Here is a 17,036-nt window from a genome sequence, read left to right as displayed (position 1 = left end):
AAATCCCAATAATTTAATTATTGGGATTTGTTATATATAACTTTATAAATTCCTAAAATTACACAAAATTAATAACTGCGAGCATGGTCATACTTTTATAAATAGAGCATTGCTATTTTCTCTGCACGCAACTAAATTAATTTTCGAACCTGGATGTTCGTTATAAAAACCATTAATAAATGACTGGATTGTTACTGCATTCGCAGGCAAAACCTGACATAACCAGAGAATACTGGTGAAGTCGGGTTTTTTTGTTTATAAAAAAGGTCCTTGCTATGAACATGCAAATCACCAAAATTCTCAACAATAATGTTGTGGTGGTTATTGATGATCAACAGCGGGAAAAAGTCGTCATGGGGCGCGGAATTGGCTTTCAAAAACGCCCTGGCGAAAGAATTAACTCAAGTGGAATAGAAAAAGAGTATGCCTTGAGCAGTCACGAACTGAACGGGCGATTAAGCGAACTCTTAAGTCATATGCCTATTGAGGTGATGGCAACCTGTGATCGTATTATCTCTCTGGCGCAGGAGCGCCTTGGAAAGTTACAGGACAGTATTTATATCTCGCTAACTGATCATTGCCAGTTTGCGATTAAACGCTTTCAGCAAAACGTGTTACTGCCCAACCCGCTGCTGTGGGATATCCAGCGGCTTTACCCGAAAGAGTTCCAGCTAGGGGAAGAAGCATTAACCATTATTGATAAACGGTTGGGCGTGCAGTTACCGAAAGATGAAGTGGGCTTTATTGCCATGCATCTGGTCAGTGCCCAAATGAGCGGGAATATGGAGGATGTTGCAGGTGTCACGCAATTAATGCGAGAAATACTGCAATTAATAAAATTTCAGTTCAGCCTTAATTACCAGGAAGAAAGCTTGAGTTATCAGCGACTGGTTACGCATCTGAAATTTTTATCCTGGCGTATTCTTGAACATGCATCGATTAACGATAGTGATGAATCATTACAGCAAGCAGTAAAACAAAATTATCCACAGGCATGGCAATGTGCGGAACGGATCGCCATTTTTATTGGTTTGCAGTATCAACGTAAAATCTCACCTGCAGAGATTATGTTTTTAGCCATAAATATAGAGCGCGTGCGCAAAGAACACTGAAACATTATTACTGAGTAAAGGATTGTTACCGCACTAAGCGGGCAAAACCTGAAAAAAATTGCTTGATTCACGTCAGGCCGTTTTTTTCAGGTTTTTTTTTGGAGTTTTGCCGCAAAGCGGTAGAGGGCAAGTTATGACGGAGTTAGCCAGAACAATAGTCGCAGGAGTCGGGGGCGCAGATAACATTGTGAGTCTGATGCATTGCGCAACGCGATTACGTTTTAAGTTAAAGGATGAAAGCAAAGCGCAAGCTGAGGTACTGAAAAAGACCCCCGGTATTATTATGGTGGTGGAAAGCGGTGGCCAGTTTCAGGTTGTCATAGGTAACCATGTGGCCGATGTCTTCCAGGCGGTTAACAGCGTGGCAGGCCTTGGCGAAAAAGCGCAGCAGGCACCGGAAAATGATGATAAAGGTAATCTGTTAAACCGCTTTGTTTATGTTATTTCAGGTATTTTTACGCCTCTGATCGGTTTGATGGCGGCAACCGGGATCCTGAAAGGTATGCTGGCTCTGGCGCTCACTTTTCAGTGGATGACCGAACAAAGTGGTACTTATTTAATTTTATTCAGTGCCAGTGATGCCTTGTTTTGGTTCTTCCCGATAATCCTGGGATACACCGCAGGGAAACGCTTCGGCGGTAATCCATTTACTGCCATGGTGATTGGTGGAGCGTTAGTGCATCCATTAATTCTGACTGCCTTCGAGAATGGGCAAAAAGCGGATGCGCTGGGGCTGGATTTCCTGGGTATTCCGGTCACATTGTTGAATTACTCGTCATCGGTTATTCCCATTATTTTTTCTGCCTGGTTGTGCAGCATTCTGGAACGCCGACTTAATGCGTGGTTACCGTCGGCAATCAAAAATTTCTTCACACCCTTGCTATGTCTGATGGTTATCACGCCCGTCACCTTTCTGCTGGTGGGGCCGCTATCAACCTGGATAAGCGAACTGATTGCCGCCGGTTATCTCTGGCTTTATCAGGCGGTTCCTGCATTTGCGGGTGCGGTAATGGGCGGCTTCTGGCAAATCTTTGTGATGTTCGGTCTGCATTGGGGTTTGATACCTTTAATTATCAATAACTTCACCGTGCTGGGCTACGACACCATGATCCCGCTGTTAATGCCTGCCATTATGGCGCAGGTCGGGGCGGCGCTCGGCGTCTTCCTCTGCGAACGCGATGCGCAGAAAAAAGTGGTGGCGGGATCAGCGGCGTTGACGGGTCTGTTTGGTATCACCGAACCAGCGGTATATGGCGTCAACCTGCCACGTAAGTATCCCTTCTTTATCGCCTGCATCAGTGGAGCATTAGGGGCCACCATCATTGGCTACGCGCAAACGAAAGTCTACTCCTTTGGTTTGCCAAGTATTTTCACCTTCATGCAAACCATCCCATCAACGGGGATTGATTTCACTGTCTGGGCCAGTGTTATTGGCGGTGTCGTTGCCATCGGTTGCGCATTTGTCGGTACGGTGATGCTTCATTTCATCACTGCTAAACGTCAGCCAGCGCAAGTAGCCCCGGAAGAGAAAGCACCAGAGGTTATTACACCTGAGCAGGGCGGTATCTGTTCACCGATGACGGGAGAGATTGTGCCGCTCATTCACGTCGCTGATACCACGTTTGCCAGCGGCCTGTTGGGTAAAGGTATTGCCATTCTGCCCTCTGTTGGTGAAGTACGTTCTCCAGTTACGGGTCGAATTGCTTCGTTGTTCGCCACATTACACGCTATCGGCATTGAGTCAGATGATGGCGTGGAGATCCTGATTCATGTCGGTATCGACACCGTAAAACTGGACGGCAAATTCTTTTCCGCTCACGTCAACGTGGGTGACAAGGTCAATACAGGCGATCGGCTGATTTCTTTTGATATCCCTGCTATTCGCGAGGCCGGATTTGATCTGACGACGCCGGTATTAATCAGTAATAGCGATGATTTTACGGACGTATTACCTCACGGCACGGCGCAGATAAGCGCTGGTGAGCCGCTGTTATCCATCATTCGCTAACGATAAAAGGAGTTAATTATGAAAGCATTTCCAGAAACATTTCTTTGGGGTGGCGCAACAGCTGCTAATCAGGTGGAAGGCGCCTGGCAGAAAGATGGCAAAGGGATCACGACCTCAGATTTACAGCCTCATGGCGTAATGGGAAAAATGGAACCGCGCATCCTGGGGAAAGAAAATATCAAAGATGTCGCCATCGATTTTTATCACCGTTACCCGGAAGATATCGCGTTATTTGCCGAGATGGGCTTCACCTGTCTGCGTATTTCCATTGCCTGGGCGCGAATTTTTCCTCAGGGCGACGAAGCCGAACCGAATGAAGCGGGGTTAGCGTTTTACGATCGGCTGTTTGATGAAATGGCGCAGGCGGGGATCAAACCGCTGGTAACGTTATCCCATTACGAAATGCCATATGGACTGGTGAAAAACTACGGCGGTTGGGCTAATCGGGCGGTCATCGATCACTTCGAGCATTACGCCCGCACGGTCTTTACCCGCTACCAACATAAAGTGGCGTTATGGCTGACGTTTAATGAAATCAACATGTCGTTACACGCGCCATTCACGGGCGTGGGGCTGGCAGAAGAGAGTGGCGAGGTGGAAGTTTATCAGGCGATCCACCATCAACTGGTTGCCAGTGCGCGGGCAGTTAAAGCCTGTCATAGCCTGATCCCCGAAGCGAAAATCGGCAATATGCTTCTCGGTGGGCTGGTTTACCCCCTCACCTGCCAGCCACAGGATATGTTGCAGGCCATGGAAGAGAACCGGCGCTGGATGTTCTTTGGTGATGTTCAGGCGCGTGGTCAGTATCCCGGCTATATGCAGCGTTTCTTCCGCGACCACAATATCACCATTGAGATGACTGAAAGTGACGCAGAAGATTTAAAACATACCGTAGATTTCATCTCTTTTAGTTATTACATGACCGGTTGTGTTTCCCACGACGAAAGCATTAATAAAAATGCGCAGGGCAACATACTGAATATGATCCCCAATCCACATCTGAAAAGTTCAGAGTGGGGGTGGCAAATTGATCCGGTTGGATTACGGGTTCTGTTAAATACGCTTTGGGATCGTTATCAAAAACCGTTATTTATTGTCGAGAACGGATTAGGCGCAAAAGACAGTGTTGAAGCGGATGGTTCGATACAGGACGATTATCGAATTGCCTATTTAAACGATCACCTGGTACAGGTAAATGAAGCGATTGCCGATGGTGTGAATATTATGGGGTACACCAGTTGGGGGCCAATTGATTTAGTCAGTGCATCTCATTCACAAATGTCTAAGCGCTACGGCTTTATTTATGTGGATCGTGATGATAATGGCGAAGGAAGCCTCACAAGAACGCGCAAGAAAAGCTTCGGATGGTATGCAGAAGTGATCAAAACGCGGGGGCTGTCATTAAAAAAATAACCAATAAAGCACCTTAATTATCGTCGCATTCAGAACAGTCTGGATGCGATGCGTTAATTCTTTCTTGCACCATAAAGGGATATTATGTTTAGACGAAATCTTATTACTTCTGCCATTTTATTAATGGCACCGTTAGCCTTTTCCGCACAATCATTAGCTGAATCATTAACGGTGGAACAACGCCTTGAGTTATTAGAAAAGGCGTTAAGAGAAACGCAAAGCGAACTCAAAAAATATAAAGATGAAGAGAAGAAAAAGTATACGCCAGCGACGGTGAATCGTAGCGTAAGTTCGAATGAGCAAGGGTATGCCGCCAATCCGTTCCCAACCAGTAGTGCCACAAAACCTGATGCTGTACTGGTCAAAAATGAAGAGAAAAATGCCAGTGAGACAGGCTCGATTTATTCTTCCATGACTCTGAAAGATTTCAGTAAGTTTGTGAAAGATGAAATTGGCTTTAGTTACAACGGCTACTATCGTTCTGGTTGGGGTACAGCCTCTCATGGTTCACCTAAATCATGGGCGATTGGTTCTCTGGGCCGTTTTGGTAACGAATACTCCGGCTGGTTTGATTTGCAGTTAAAACAACGTGTCTACAACGAAAACGGCAAACGGGTTGATGCCATCGTGATGATGGATGGTAACGTTGGTCAGCAGTACTCTACTGGCTGGTTTGGCGATAACGCCGGTGGCGAGAACTTTATGCAGTTCTCTGATATGTACGTTACCACCAAAGGTTTCCTGCCCTTTGCGCCAGAGGCTGATTTCTGGGTGGGTAAACACGGTGCGCCGAAAATTGAAATCCAGATGCTTGACTGGAAAACGCAGCGTACCGATGCTGCCGCAGGTGTAGGTCTGGAAAACTGGAAAGTCGGTCCGGGTAAAATTGATATCGCGCTGGTTCGCGAAGATGTCGACGATTACGATCGCAGCCTGCAAAACAAACAGCAGATTAATACCAATACCATTGATTTACGTTATAAAGATATCCCGTTATGGGATAAAGCCACCTTAATGGTGAGTGGTCGTTATGTCACGGCAAACGAAAGCGCATCGGAAAAAGATAATCAGGATAATAACGGGTATTATGACTGGAAAGATACCTGGATGTTTGGCACATCTTTAACGCAGAAATTTGATAAAGGTGGCTTCAACGAATTCTCCTTCCTGGTCGCGAATAACTCTATCGCCAGTAACTTTGGTCGTTATGCTGGCGCAAGTCCATTTACTACATTTAATGGTCGTTATTATGGTGATCACACCGGCGGAACAGCAGTTCGTATGACTTCGCAGGGCGAAGCCTATATCGGCGATCATTTTATTGTAGCTAACGCGATTGTTTACTCCTTCGGTAACGATATTTATAGCTACGAAACAGGCGCACACTCTGATTTTGAATCTATTCGTGCGGTTGTTCGCCCGGCCTATATTTGGGACCAATATAACCAGACAGGTGTTGAACTGGGTTATTTCACCCAGCAAAACAAAGATGCGAATAGTAATAAATATAATGAGTCTGGCTATAAAACCACGCTCTTCCATACCTTTAAAGTCAATACCAGTATGTTGACCTCGCGCCCGGAAATTCGTTTCTACGCTACGTATATCAAAGCCCTGGAAAACGAACTGGATGGCTTCACCTTTGAAGACAATAAAGACGACCAGTTTGCTGTCGGTGCTCAGGCTGAAATCTGGTGGTAATGGAACTTAATGAAAGGGATATTACAATGAATATAAAAATTGCTGCTTTAACACTGGCTATTGCCAGCGGTATTTCTGCTCAGTGGGCCATAGCAGCGGATATGCCAGCCAGCCCGGCACCCACTATTCCGGTTAAACAGTATGTTACTCAGGTCAATACCGATAACAGCGTGACCTTTCGCTACTTTGCCCCAGGGGCAAAAAATGTCTCCGTAGTGGTCGGTGTTCCGGTTCCGGATAATATTCATCCGATGACTAAAGACGAAGCGGGAGTCTGGTCGTGGCGCACGTCTGTCATGAAAGGCAACCTGTACGAGTATTTTTTCAATGTTGATGGTGTACGCAGCATTGATACAGGTACATCAATGACTAAACCTCAGCGTCAGGTTAACTCCAGTATGATTCTGGTACCAGGCAGTTATCTGGATACGCGTTCTGTTGCGCATGGTGATTTGATCGCCATAACTTACCACTCCAGCGCATTGCAATCCGAACGTCAGATGTATGTCTGGACCCCGCCAGGATATACCGGCATGGGCGAGCCTTTGCCAGTGCTCTATTTCTATCATGGCTTTGGTGATACCGGACGTTCTGCTATCGATCAGGGGCGTATCCCGCAAATCATGGATAACCTGCTGGCTGAAGGGAAAATTAAACCGATGCTGGTGGTGATCCCGGATACCGAAACCGATGCGAAGGGCATTATTCCCGAAGAGTTCGTGCCTCAGGAAAGACGTAAAGTCTTTTATCCGCTGAATGCCAAAGCGGCAGATCGCGAACTGATGAACGATATTATCCCGCTGATTAGCAAGCGTTTTAATGTCCGTAAAGACGCCGAGGGTCGTGCACTGGCAGGGCTTTCACAAGGTGGGTATCAGGTGCTGGTATCGGGGATGAATCATCTGGAAAGCTTTGGCTGGCTGGCGACTTTCAGTGGTGTTACCACGACAACCGTACCGGATGAAGGGGTCGCGGCCCGGCTGAACGATCCGGCAGCTATCAACCAGCAACTACGTAATTTTACTGTGGTTGTGGGGGATAAAGATGTCGTAACCGGCAAGGATATCGCCGGGCTGAAAACAGAGCTTGAGCAGAAAAAAATTAAGTTTGATTACCAGGAATATCCCGGCCTGAACCATGAAATGGATGTCTGGCGGCCTGCCTATGCAGCCTTCGTACAGAAACTATTTAAATAAGATAAGGCATTAAGATGAAATTAATCATCACTGAAGATTACCAGGAAATGAGCCGTGTCGCGGCACACCATCTGCTTGGTTATATGTCGAAGACGCATCGTGTTAACCTGGCAATTACCGCCGGGAGCACGCCCAAAGGCATGTACGAATATCTCACCACTCTGGTAAAAGGTAAGCCCTGGTACGATAACTGCTATTTCTACAATTTCGATGAAATTCCCTTTCGCGGCAAAGAGGGAGAAGGCGTAACGATCACCAATCTGCGTAATCTGTTTTTCACCCCTGCGGGGATCAAAGAAGAGAATATCCAGAAACTCAGTATTGATAACTACAGCGAGCATGATCAGAAACTGGCGCGTGAAGGCGGCCTGGATTTGGTGGTGCTGGGATTAGGTGCAGATGGTCATTTTTGTGGCAATTTGCCAAATACGACCCATTTCCATGAGCAAACCGTGGAGTTCCCGATCCAGGGAGAGATGGTGGATATTGTGGCGCATGGTGAGTTGGGCGGTGACTTTTCGTTAGTGCCTGACAGCTACGTGACGATGGGGCCGAAAAGCATCATGGCAGCGAAAAACTTGCTGATAATTGTCAGTGGCGCGGGTAAAGCGCAGGCGCTGAGAAATGTTCTGCAAGGTCCGGTTACCGAAGATGTTCCAGCTTCCGTGTTGCAGTTGCACCCTTCGCTGATGGTTATCGCTGATAAAGCCGCTACCGCAGAATTAGCTTAAAATATAAGGCCGGATGTGTGAATTACGCTCCGGCCTGTTTTTTTTATTTAAATAACTACGAAAAATCCCCCCACAGTCTCAGCTTGCCGCAGTGGAGACAGCGGAAGAGATAACCCTGACAATAACCACCGTTTTTCAGGCATTCTTGCAGGTGTTCGTAACGTATGAATGAATCACAGTCATCTTCAAGATGTGCAAATTCATCGAGACGATCTTTTATTTCATCCCAGCCGACGTAACCAACAAAAGCGCAGAGTTCCCCACAATGCGTGAGCCAATGCTCCTGTTGCCACCCGCAATAGCCAGGTGTCCGGGTCAGCAATTCTTCAAGGGCATCATTCGAGAGAGAATGCGTTGTGGCGGTTCCATCATTGTCGTAATAAGTTGTCCCGACGCCCTCAATGGAGGCTTTATCCTGAAAACTACCTGCAAACTTTTTAGCCGCAGAACCATCCGCAATACACCACGGACAGAGATATTCAATATCATCAACGCTGAAAAATGGACCCGTGTAATAGACCGATGTTGGCTGTTCACAGCAGTCGCACTCTACGATTTTATCCTGCTCAAATGCGCCTGTTTCCAGTGGCTTGGGATGATATTTGAATAGGGGTAACGGCCTGATATTTTGAGTCATAGAAGCATCCTGTCTGCTTTTGAGTAGCCCAAAGATAAAGCATCCTGCTTAGCTTAAAGAGTCTGTTTCAGGACATGAAATATCCAATCCGGGTAGACGGGTAATGATTCTGCTCATCACTACGCCTGCCAGCAATGCAGGGATGATGCGGAAAACGAGACTGTCACCAGAAAGAATGTTTTCAAACAACGCTGAGGAAGCCATGCCCTTAATATGTACGATAACAGCGCAATAGATCTCGGTGATAACGACTCCACCTATGCCACCAGCCAGACAACGATAACGTTTCTGTGACCCGATCTTTTCCGGTAGACAGGCGACCATTACGCCGGTTAACAACGCAGGAATAGCTCCCGTAGTTATCGACAATAAGAGAAACAATGGAAGTACCTGTATTATTACCAAAAGAATCAGCGGTTCTTTTGCGAAGAATATGTAGAGGACAAGAAACAGAACACCAATTAACGGTCCTAAAACCGCAAAATACAGTCCGTGAAGTATTACCCGACGTGAAACAGACATCTCAAACTCCCTTTACTTACCTTTGCGCGTCAATTTAAGTGGGGTAAGTGAAGGGAGTGTGAAGAACTATGCCGTAATATCCCAACCTCGCGCTTTCCACAGTTCCGGTAACTGCGAAAGATGGGTAAAGGTGGTGACTTTCGGGTGAACGATCGGTTTATTGTGCTGATCGGCGCAGAAGTAAAACACTTCCATACCTGCATCGATACCAGATTGTGCACCGGCAACTGAGTCATCAACCAGAATGCAGTTTTCTACATTTACATTCATCGCTTTTGCTGCATGGAACATTAACGCCGGGTCAGGCTTCCAGCGCTGAATGTCATAGCCGCTGAACAGTTTTTCCGGGAAGTAGTGCAACATATTCAGCTTGCCCAGAGAATGCTGCATTTTGTTATTTGGGCCGTTAGATACCACACACATTGGCGCAGTGATCGCTGACAGGAGTGCTCCGGCCCCTTCGATGGCTTCCAGTTCTGAATCGAACAGTCGAGCGACTTCTGCACGGTAAACATGTTCAGCTTCTGTTTTCGCTAACGTAACACCATGTTCAAGGGAAACAATATCGATAATTTCGTACAGTTTTACACCTTTGAAACGTTTGAATACCTCTTCAGGATCGAGCGTAATACCAAATTCCTGAAACATCGTCACATATGCGCGGGAGCAAATGACTTCACTGTCGACCAGCGTACCGTCGCAGTCGAAAAATACCGCTTCTATCCGGGACATGCCTTTCCTTTTCAACCAGTTTAACGTTTTCGTAGAGCAGATTTGCGCAACGCAATCGTTGCCGTATAAGTAAATTCAATAAAAAAAGTTTCTCACAAACGCGCCTATTGTCGCATTTTGGTATACGATAGCGACGGATTTTCCCTCCTTGTTCGGAAATAGATAATGAGTCATCAACATACCACCCAGACTTCTGGTCAGGGGATGCTGGAACGCGTTTTTAAACTGCGCGAACATGGTACTACGGCACGAACTGAAGTGATTGCCGGGTTCACCACCTTCCTGACGATGGTCTACATCGTATTTGTTAACCCACAAATTCTGGGCGTTGCTGGCATGGACACCAGTGCCGTCTTCGTAACAACCTGTCTGATTGCCGCTTTCGGTAGCATTATGATGGGATTGTTTGCAAACCTTCCGGTGGCGCTGGCTCCTGCGATGGGACTTAACGCCTTTTTCGCTTTTGTGGTTGTCCAGGCGATGGGGCTGCCGTGGCAGATCGGTATGGGCGCAATCTTCTGGGGCGCTGTCGGACTGCTTCTTTTGACCATTTTCCGCGTTCGTTACTGGATGATTGCTAACATTCCGGTAAGTCTGCGTGTGGGTATTACCAGCGGTATTGGTCTGTTTATCGGCATGATGGGGCTGAAAAATGCAGGTGTCATCGTCGCTAACCCGGAAACATTAGTCAGCATTGGTAATTTGACGTCCCATAGCGTGCTGCTGGGAATGCTGGGCTTCTTCATTATTGCCATTCTGGCGTCACGCAATATTCACGCGGCGGTTCTGGTTTCCATTGTGGTTACCACACTGCTTGGCTGGATGCTGGGTGATGTGCACTATAGTGGCATTGTTTCCGCACCGCCGAGTGTGACAAGTGTTGTCGGTCAGGTGGATTTGGCAGGTTCTTTTAACCTTGGGCTGGCTGGCGTCATTTTCTCCTTTATGCTGGTCAACCTGTTTGACTCCTCCGGTACGCTGATTGGTGTGACCGATAAAGCCGGGCTGGCGGATGAGAAAGGTAAATTCCCGCGCATGAAGCAGGCACTGTATGTCGACAGTATCTCTTCTGTTACCGGTTCGTTTATCGGTACTTCTTCGGTTACAGCGTATATTGAGTCCTCTTCCGGTGTATCGGTTGGCGGTCGTACCGGACTGACGGCAGTGGTTGTTGGCCTTCTGTTCCTGCTGGTTATCTTCCTGTCGCCGCTGGCGGAAATGGTGCCGGGATATGCCGCAGCTGGCGCGCTGATTTACGTTGGCGTGTTGATGACCTCAAGTCTTGCTCGCGTGAATTGGCAGGATCTTACTGAATCCGTTCCGGCGTTTATTACCGCGGTGATGATGCCGTTCAGCTTCTCGATTACTGAAGGTATTGCGCTGGGCTTTATCTCTTACTGCGTGATGAAGATTGGCACCGGACGTCTGCGTGATCTCAGTCCATGTGTGATTGTGGTTGCTTTATTGTTTTTACTGAAAATAGTATTTATTGACGGCCACTAAGAATAACGAAATGGGCGGTCAAATCGCCCATTAACGTATAGAAACATGGACGAAATATTTATTCATCTCCCCAAATATTTAATTCGTTATGAAACAGGCCAGGCTATCGATTCCCTGGCTCAGCGTTTCAGCCTGCCTAATGAACCTTCCATGCAAGATTGGCCAATCGAGGTTGCGGATAAACAGCGGTTGGATGAGTTTTTATCGGCTTATAGTGAATGTAACGATGATGAATGATTTGTGTTAATGATAATACTTCTTGAATGCATAGATAGCTTTGGTGAGCAGTACTATAAGCATCCTTCCTGGTCAGTAATCTATGACTTACTGGATACACATATCACCAGACATATCTATACAGTGTGGTATTGGTCATGTACTGACTATGAGGATTAAGAGCTGGAAGATGCTTTTTACATCACATCGGATATGCGTGCTTTACTAAAAAAACACGCATATTTACTACGCTGATAATCCTCAGATTTTCACCCGCTGAATAAACTCACCAAACGCAGTTAACTGACCCGTCAGATGATCCCGCGTTCCCTGATCCACCACTTCTCCTGTCTGCGGATCGACTTTGTTTTGAATCACGCCGCCCATAAATTCCGGTTTGTTCATTACCATCGCATCAAGGAAGACCAGAATCTGGCGCAGATGATACTGACAGCGCGCGCCGCCAATCACACCCATTGAGCTGGTTTGAATCAGTACCGGTTTGCCCGCCAGTGGTTGATCCGGCAGACGTGAAAGCCAGTCGATGGCGTTTTTCAATCCGCCGGGTACTGAGTAGTTATATTCAGGTGTGACGATCACCACGCCATCGGCATTGCGAATTTGCTCCGCCATTGCTTCTATTGTTGCCGGAAAACCCACTTCCTGCTGTTGGTCGGCATCATACAATGGGATATCAGCAATCGATGGCAGTGGCGTAATATTCATACCTGCGGGGGCGACTTTCGGGAGTGTACGAGCAACCATGCCATTAAACGAACCTTTACGCAGGCTCCCCAGTAACGTAACAACATTCAGTGTTTCAGACATAATGTCTCCATCAGTTAAGCGAGTATGACTTCACTGCAGTCATCTGACTAAACCGCATCAGACAGCCAGATGGGTCATTAGCGCGAGTCGGAATATCGGGCAGACTTCTCCACCCGTGCTTACCTTCAAACTGCCAAACATTAAGTTTTTCTATTGCAGGCGTGACTGCAACCGACCACACCAGAATATCTTCAGCATCACAAACCGCTTCAATATTCTCTACATGAGCGCATTTCAGGCGGCCCGCACTGGGTAATAACTGAAGCGTTTGCGGATCATCATTCTGCACATCCCCCGTCAACTTCAGTATGCTTTGCCGCAAAGTAATCAGTTGCGCACGGGCCTCGTTGGGATCGTTCTGCTTACTGATCCACAGCGTTTCATTACGGGTAAATGTTGTGTTTTCCGCTAATTGCGAGCTATGAAAACCGCTGGTGGCACGCTGTAATTCCATATCCAGCCCACACTCGCCTTCTGTGGTGAGTGCTACACCCACCATATTTCCCGCATAAGCAATGGAAAATACGGGGAGATTTTTGTCACGAAAAGCGGGTTTTCCCTTCGCCTGAGTCACTATTTCAGGTAGTTCGCTGATGCCATACAGCATAAACATTAATTCGGCGAGCAAGCCTCGAGATGCCAGAAACCGGGTTTGCCGATGGGCGGGAAGATTTTGTGCTTCGAGATGACATCGGGAAGGCAGACGGACAGAAATGAGATGCCCCTCCGTAAGAATCCCTCTGGCAAAATGTGTCGCCATGATTCGCTCCGTGCTTAATTGTCCGTTATTAATTCGTGAGTAACATTTACCTGACTTATGGACAGGTTAAATGATACGTAAGTTCACTGTAAACAGCGTTAATCCGCCGATCTCTACTGCTCTTTATCTTCTGTTGGCTGTTTTTCCTCAAAAAAGAGGGGCATAGAGCGCTTTTATTGTTTTGCGCAACCAGAGAATTTTTGAGTTGTGGCTGTTGCGTTTGTGCCAAAGCAACGTGAAGGGGACTTTAAGTTTTTCCAGCTGCGCAATAGTGAAAGGTAGCGGAAGGGCAACTAATGGCAATTGATGCTGTTCAATATAGTGCTGGCAATAGCGGGGAGCAGTTGCGATCAGCCGCTGTTCCGGTTGTGCAGCCATAAATAAGGATGCTTCAAAGCCCGGTAAACTCAACGCAATGGTGCGTTCGCGCCCCAATTCATGAAGGACATCGTCCAGCGCCCAGGTGTCACTCTGTTCCCAGCAAATGCTGATATGTGGATAACGTAGAAAGGTTTCCAGATCCCACTCTTCGCGCAATGCCGGATGATCTTCTCGCAACCAGACACAAGGCAAGTCAGTAAATAACACTTCATAGTCAATAGATAACGGCAACTGGCTGAGCAGTTCCCGCGAGCGAGGATGACTTTCGCGTCCGGTAAAGCCGATATCTACTTCGCCACGGGTAATCGCCTCCAGTGAATCATAATCCCAGTTGCGCAATTTGATCGTCGCCTGGGGGTAACGCTGGTAGATCTGCTTAGTCAGCGTATTGAACATGATCATCATCAGCGGCGATTCCGCCGCCAGTTCAAACTTAAGACCGCGCGGCGTTTCGTGGTGTGGTTTATCCAGCAGCAAATTGCTCATTTGCATCCACTCCGCCAGATTTTGCTCCATGCTGACCATTAGCGGTGTGGGTGACAGGCCCAGCGGTGAGTTCACAAAGAGCGGGTCGTCAAACCACGCTCTTAACTTTGCCAGCGACTTACTCACCGCCGAAGGGGTCACGTTCATCCGCTTCGCCGCTTTAGTCACGCTGCGTTCCTGCATCAGCAGTTGCAGACAGAGCAGCAAATTGAGATCAAGCGTGGTGATGGATTTCTTCATGAGCGGCAACGGGGCGTCCAGGCGTGACGAACATAATCAGCAACAGGCTCACTATGCTACAGGCAATCAGAATCCCGATCAGCATATTCCATGCGCCGATACCAACCACCGCCGCCAGCCAAATCCACAGTGACGATCCGCAAACCTGTGCAATACCTAAGGTCGAGCTGGCAACACCCGCACGTAATGAAAACGGCCCTAACGCCTGACTCATCGCCACGCCAAAACCTATCGAGAACCCAGCGCAAATCAGCGTGATACCAAACAAAGAGATCGCATGGGAGGGCGAAACGGCAAGAGTGATACCCGCCGCCAGAAATAACACCTGCGAGGTGATCATCAACGTACGTGGCTTAAAAATCCCCAGTGCAAATGGCGTGGAGAATGAAACGGTCATGCTGACACCTGCGGTCAACGCCATTATGGTGGCGTATTCTCCGCGCTCAAAGCCCATGATTTCCATCAGCAATACCGGCGACGTATTCACGAAGGTCAGGATTACCGAAACGCTGAGGGTGGTGATTACCACACGGCTGAGGAAAAACCGGTTAAGCAGCGACTCCCTATTCTCTCGTGGTTTGTCCGAAGCGGCGGGGGCTGCGGGGCGCGTTTCTTTCAAAATAAACAAAGACAACATCAGTACTGCGATGCCCATCGTTGCCATCGCCCAGAACAGACTTTGCCACGGGAACTTAAGCATAATCAGGTGTCCGAGTACCGGGGCTAACACCGGAATGATGCAGGTAATGCCGTTGAGTAACGACAGCACTTTTGCCCGACGTCGATCGTCCAGTGTGTCACGTAAAATGGCGAACGCCACCACGTAACAACAGCCTGCGCCCAGCCCCTGTAGAAATCGTCCTGCAAGAAATAACGTGCTGGTTTCAGCCAGTGAACAGAACACCGAGGCAATAATAAATAGCGCCGCGCCGGGTATGGCGACAGGCTTTCTCCCTGAACGATCGGCCACTTTACCGGCAAATAACATCGCTGCTGCCATACCTGCCAGATAAACAGAGAACGCAATATGCAACTGCGCTTCGCTGGCATTGAGATCGGCGGCGATGCGCGGTAAACCAACGAGGTACATATCAATCCCGGCGGGATAAAGTAAAACCAGGGCAAAACTACAAATCAAAAAGCGGGACATGGGCTAAAGCGTCCTGATAGTAAGGTGACGCAAAGCATACGTGGTGAAGCAGAATCAGGCGAGTTGCGATTTGGACATAAGTGATTTCCTGACAGGCAAGAAGCCAGCTATTTCGCTGGCTTCTTGAACGGATTAGCCAAATTTAGGTAACACATTAAAGACGTTACCGAACCAGCATAAAATTACGGTTATACCAAAGAGAATGACAATCGCCGGAATAAGATTGCCGCCCCAGACCGTGAACATCTGATTGGGAAACTTCTTGCGAGCTTTGATTGCCAGCACCGCGGGGATAATGACCGCCCAGATGGTGGCGCATAGTCCGGCACCGCCGATCCCGTAAATAAAGCCGTTCGGGAAGATCAGATACAACAATGCGGGTGGCAGGAAGGTTAACAGCACGGTTTTGAAACGCCCGGCGTGGGAGTTATCAATCTTAAACAGATCCGCCAGATAATCGAACAACCCCAGCGTGACACCAAAAAACGAGCTGGCGACAGCTAAGTTAGAGAACACCAGCAGGCAAAACTCGATAATGCCGTGCTGTTTGGTGCCGAGGAACGATTTCACCAGCGAATCAACGTTGCCGCCTGAAGAGATAATCGCCTTAAAGCTTTCTCGCGGAATGTTCCCCATCGTGCAATAGAGCCAGAAGAGATAAATCACCAGCGCCAACAGCGAACCGAAAACCACGCTTTTGATTAACTTATCTTTGCGTTTGCCATAGCAAATAATCAGGCTGGGAATATTGCCGTGGAAACCAAATGACGCCAGACACACCGGCAAAGCCATAAAGATATACGGGAAGTAAGACGTTCCCGCAGTGGTGCTGGTGGCATCGCGCAGAATGGAGTAATCGACCTGGAAGAAGAAAGAACCAAACACGATCACAAAGGAGATAATCTTCAGCCCGAGGAACAACGAGGTAATACGGCTGGCGGCTAACGAGCTTATCCACAATACGCTGGCAACGAAAATGGCTGTGCAGATCCCGACAATACGTGGATTAGCGTGATAACCCAAATTCATTGATATCGTTTCACTAATGATCGCACCATTAGCAGAGATATAGGCATAAGTGAGGATATAGAGAACGAAGGCAACGGTAATACCGCTGATAATGTTCCAGGTGTTACCGATTAAATCTTTGGTGATGGTGTTAAAACTGGAGCCGACGGGATAATTTAAATTTGCTTCTAATAACAACAACCCGGAATGAAGCATTGAAAACCAGGCAATGATAAGGATAAAGGCACCCCAGAAAAACCAGGCGCCGGCAAGATCAACAGGTAAAGCAAACATACCTCCACCGATTACTGTACCTGCTATAACCATAACACCCCAAAATGCAGAGTGCTTTTTTTCAGCTTGATCAGTCATGATGCCACCTTTAGAGGAAGGCTATTTTTGTTATTGAAGA

16 protein-coding genes are annotated in these 17,036 nt (G+C 47.6%); 8 read left to right on the top strand and 8 right to left on the bottom strand.

From position 1 onward, the window contains the following. Positions 1-275 precede the first annotated feature (275 nt). From bglG to EFER_RS20075, 6 genes are all read left to right on the top strand, one after another. A complete protein-coding gene (gene bglG, locus EFER_RS20100) occupies positions 276-1,112 on the top strand; it encodes a transcriptional antiterminator BglG (protein WP_002433015.1) in 837 nt (278 codons plus the stop codon). A gap of 133 nt (positions 1,113-1,245) precedes the next feature. Beyond that, a complete protein-coding gene (bglF, locus tag EFER_RS20095; RefSeq protein WP_002431839.1) occupies positions 1,246-3,120 on the top strand; it encodes a PTS beta-glucoside transporter subunit IIABC in 1,875 nt (624 codons plus the stop codon). A gap of 18 nt (positions 3,121-3,138) precedes the next feature. After that, on the top strand, positions 3,139-4,533 hold the full coding sequence (gene bglB / locus EFER_RS20090) for a 6-phospho-beta-glucosidase BglB (protein WP_000643266.1): 1,395 nt from the start codon (positions 3,139-3,141) through the stop codon (positions 4,531-4,533). An 84-nt stretch (positions 4,534-4,617) separates the two neighbouring features. Beyond that, complete coding sequence (gene bglH, locus EFER_RS20085) at positions 4,618-6,234, top strand: carbohydrate-specific porin BglH (protein ID WP_000489857.1); 1,617 nt, start codon at positions 4,618-4,620, stop codon at positions 6,232-6,234. A 26-nt stretch (positions 6,235-6,260) separates the two neighbouring features. Then, positions 6,261-7,430, top strand: coding sequence for an esterase (locus EFER_RS20080; protein WP_002431838.1), 1,170 nt, complete (start codon positions 6,261-6,263; stop codon positions 7,428-7,430). Between the two features lie 14 nt (positions 7,431-7,444). Beyond that, positions 7,445-8,161, top strand: coding sequence for a glucosamine-6-phosphate deaminase (locus EFER_RS20075; protein WP_000766880.1), 717 nt, complete (start codon positions 7,445-7,447; stop codon positions 8,159-8,161). A 55-nt stretch (positions 8,162-8,216) separates the two neighbouring features. Here EFER_RS20075 and cbrC read toward each other — a convergent pair whose 3' ends face one another. The 3 genes from cbrC to yieH form a co-directional block, all read right to left on the bottom strand. After that, entirely contained in the window at positions 8,217-8,798 is a 582-nt protein-coding gene (gene cbrC, locus EFER_RS20070) for a PF03691 family colicin E2 tolerance protein CbrC (RefSeq protein ID WP_000193059.1), read from the bottom strand. Positions 8,799-8,846: 48 nt separating this feature from the next. Further along, positions 8,847-9,320, bottom strand: coding sequence for a hypothetical protein (locus EFER_RS20065; RefSeq protein WP_000116782.1), 474 nt, complete (start codon positions 9,318-9,320; stop codon positions 8,847-8,849). Between the two features lie 66 nt (positions 9,321-9,386). Next, positions 9,387-10,052 carry a 6-phosphogluconate phosphatase gene (gene yieH / locus EFER_RS20060; RefSeq protein ID WP_000086485.1) on the bottom strand — a complete coding sequence of 222 codons (666 nt, stop codon included), beginning with the start codon at positions 10,050-10,052 and terminating at the stop codon, positions 9,387-9,389. Between the two features lie 165 nt (positions 10,053-10,217). Between yieH and adeP the strand changes: the two genes are divergently transcribed. After that, positions 10,218-11,555: an adenine permease AdeP gene (adeP, locus tag EFER_RS20055; RefSeq protein ID WP_000019344.1), complete on the top strand. Its 1,338-nt coding sequence runs from the start codon at positions 10,218-10,220 to the stop codon at positions 11,553-11,555. A gap of 45 nt (positions 11,556-11,600) precedes the next feature. After that, positions 11,601-11,792: a hypothetical protein gene (locus EFER_RS24670; protein ID WP_000343339.1), complete on the top strand. Its 192-nt coding sequence runs from the start codon at positions 11,601-11,603 to the stop codon at positions 11,790-11,792. 240 nt (positions 11,793-12,032) lie between these two features. Here EFER_RS24670 and EFER_RS20045 read toward each other — a convergent pair whose 3' ends face one another. The 5 genes from EFER_RS20045 to tnaB form a co-directional block, all read right to left on the bottom strand. Continuing rightward, positions 12,033-12,599 (bottom strand): NADPH-dependent FMN reductase, encoded by a 567-nt coding sequence (locus tag EFER_RS20045; RefSeq protein ID WP_000005222.1) that lies wholly within the window; start codon positions 12,597-12,599, stop codon positions 12,033-12,035. 10 nt (positions 12,600-12,609) lie between these two features. Further along, the gene (locus EFER_RS20040) at positions 12,610-13,359 is read right to left on the bottom strand and encodes a 4'-phosphopantetheinyl transferase family protein (RefSeq protein ID WP_000190671.1); all 750 of its coding nucleotides are present in this window, start codon (positions 13,357-13,359) and stop codon (positions 12,610-12,612) included. 147 nt (positions 13,360-13,506) lie between these two features. Beyond that, positions 13,507-14,466, bottom strand: coding sequence for an HTH-type transcriptional regulator YidZ (gene yidZ / locus EFER_RS20035; protein WP_024256566.1), 960 nt, complete (start codon positions 14,464-14,466; stop codon positions 13,507-13,509). Beyond that, positions 14,441-15,616, bottom strand: a complete 1,176-nt coding sequence (gene mdtL, locus EFER_RS20030; RefSeq protein WP_000085992.1) for a multidrug efflux MFS transporter MdtL — start codon at positions 15,614-15,616, stop codon at positions 14,441-14,443. The genes yidZ and mdtL overlap by 26 nt, the downstream gene beginning before the upstream one ends. Positions 15,617-15,748: 132 nt before the next feature. After that, complete coding sequence (gene tnaB / locus EFER_RS20025) at positions 15,749-16,996, bottom strand: low affinity tryptophan permease TnaB (protein WP_000131908.1); 1,248 nt, start codon at positions 16,994-16,996, stop codon at positions 15,749-15,751. Between the last annotated feature and the right edge of the window lie 40 nt (positions 16,997-17,036).

This window comes from Escherichia fergusonii ATCC 35469 (assembly GCF_000026225.1).
Lineage (GTDB): Bacteria > Pseudomonadota > Gammaproteobacteria > Enterobacterales > Enterobacteriaceae > Escherichia > Escherichia fergusonii.
Note: the sequence above shows the minus strand (reverse complement) of the source record. Positions and strands in the feature narration are given on the sequence as shown.

Bases quoted from the DNA above. Each gene is read 5' to 3' on its own strand.
- cbrC (WP_000193059.1), bottom strand. From the start codon at position 8,798: ATGACTCAAAATATCAGGCCGTTACCCCTATTCAAATATCATCCCAAG.
- EFER_RS20065 (WP_000116782.1), bottom strand. From the start codon at position 9,320: ATGTCTGTTTCACGTCGGGTAATACTTCACGGACTGTATTTTGCGGTT.
- bglB (WP_000643266.1), top strand. From the start codon at position 3,139: ATGAAAGCATTTCCAGAAACATTTCTTTGGGGTGGCGCAACAGCTGCT.
- bglG (WP_002433015.1), top strand. From the start codon at position 276: ATGAACATGCAAATCACCAAAATTCTCAACAATAATGTTGTGGTGGTT.
- yieH (WP_000086485.1), bottom strand. From the start codon at position 10,052: ATGTCCCGGATAGAAGCGGTATTTTTCGACTGCGACGGTACGCTGGTC.
- EFER_RS20075 (WP_000766880.1), top strand. From the start codon at position 7,445: ATGAAATTAATCATCACTGAAGATTACCAGGAAATGAGCCGTGTCGCG.
- mdtL (WP_000085992.1), bottom strand. From the start codon at position 15,616: ATGTCCCGCTTTTTGATTTGTAGTTTTGCCCTGGTTTTACTTTATCCC.
- adeP (WP_000019344.1), top strand. From the start codon at position 10,218: ATGAGTCATCAACATACCACCCAGACTTCTGGTCAGGGGATGCTGGAA.
- tnaB (WP_000131908.1), bottom strand. From the start codon at position 16,996: ATGACTGATCAAGCTGAAAAAAAGCACTCTGCATTTTGGGGTGTTATG.
- bglH (WP_000489857.1), top strand. From the start codon at position 4,618: ATGTTTAGACGAAATCTTATTACTTCTGCCATTTTATTAATGGCACCG.
- EFER_RS20080 (WP_002431838.1), top strand. From the start codon at position 6,261: ATGAATATAAAAATTGCTGCTTTAACACTGGCTATTGCCAGCGGTATT.
- EFER_RS20045 (WP_000005222.1), bottom strand. From the start codon at position 12,599: ATGTCTGAAACACTGAATGTTGTTACGTTACTGGGGAGCCTGCGTAAA.
- EFER_RS24670 (WP_000343339.1), top strand. From the start codon at position 11,601: ATGGACGAAATATTTATTCATCTCCCCAAATATTTAATTCGTTATGAA.
- bglF (WP_002431839.1), top strand. From the start codon at position 1,246: ATGACGGAGTTAGCCAGAACAATAGTCGCAGGAGTCGGGGGCGCAGAT.
- EFER_RS20040 (WP_000190671.1), bottom strand. From the start codon at position 13,359: ATGGCGACACATTTTGCCAGAGGGATTCTTACGGAGGGGCATCTCATT.
- yidZ (WP_024256566.1), bottom strand. From the start codon at position 14,466: ATGAAGAAATCCATCACCACGCTTGATCTCAATTTGCTGCTCTGTCTG.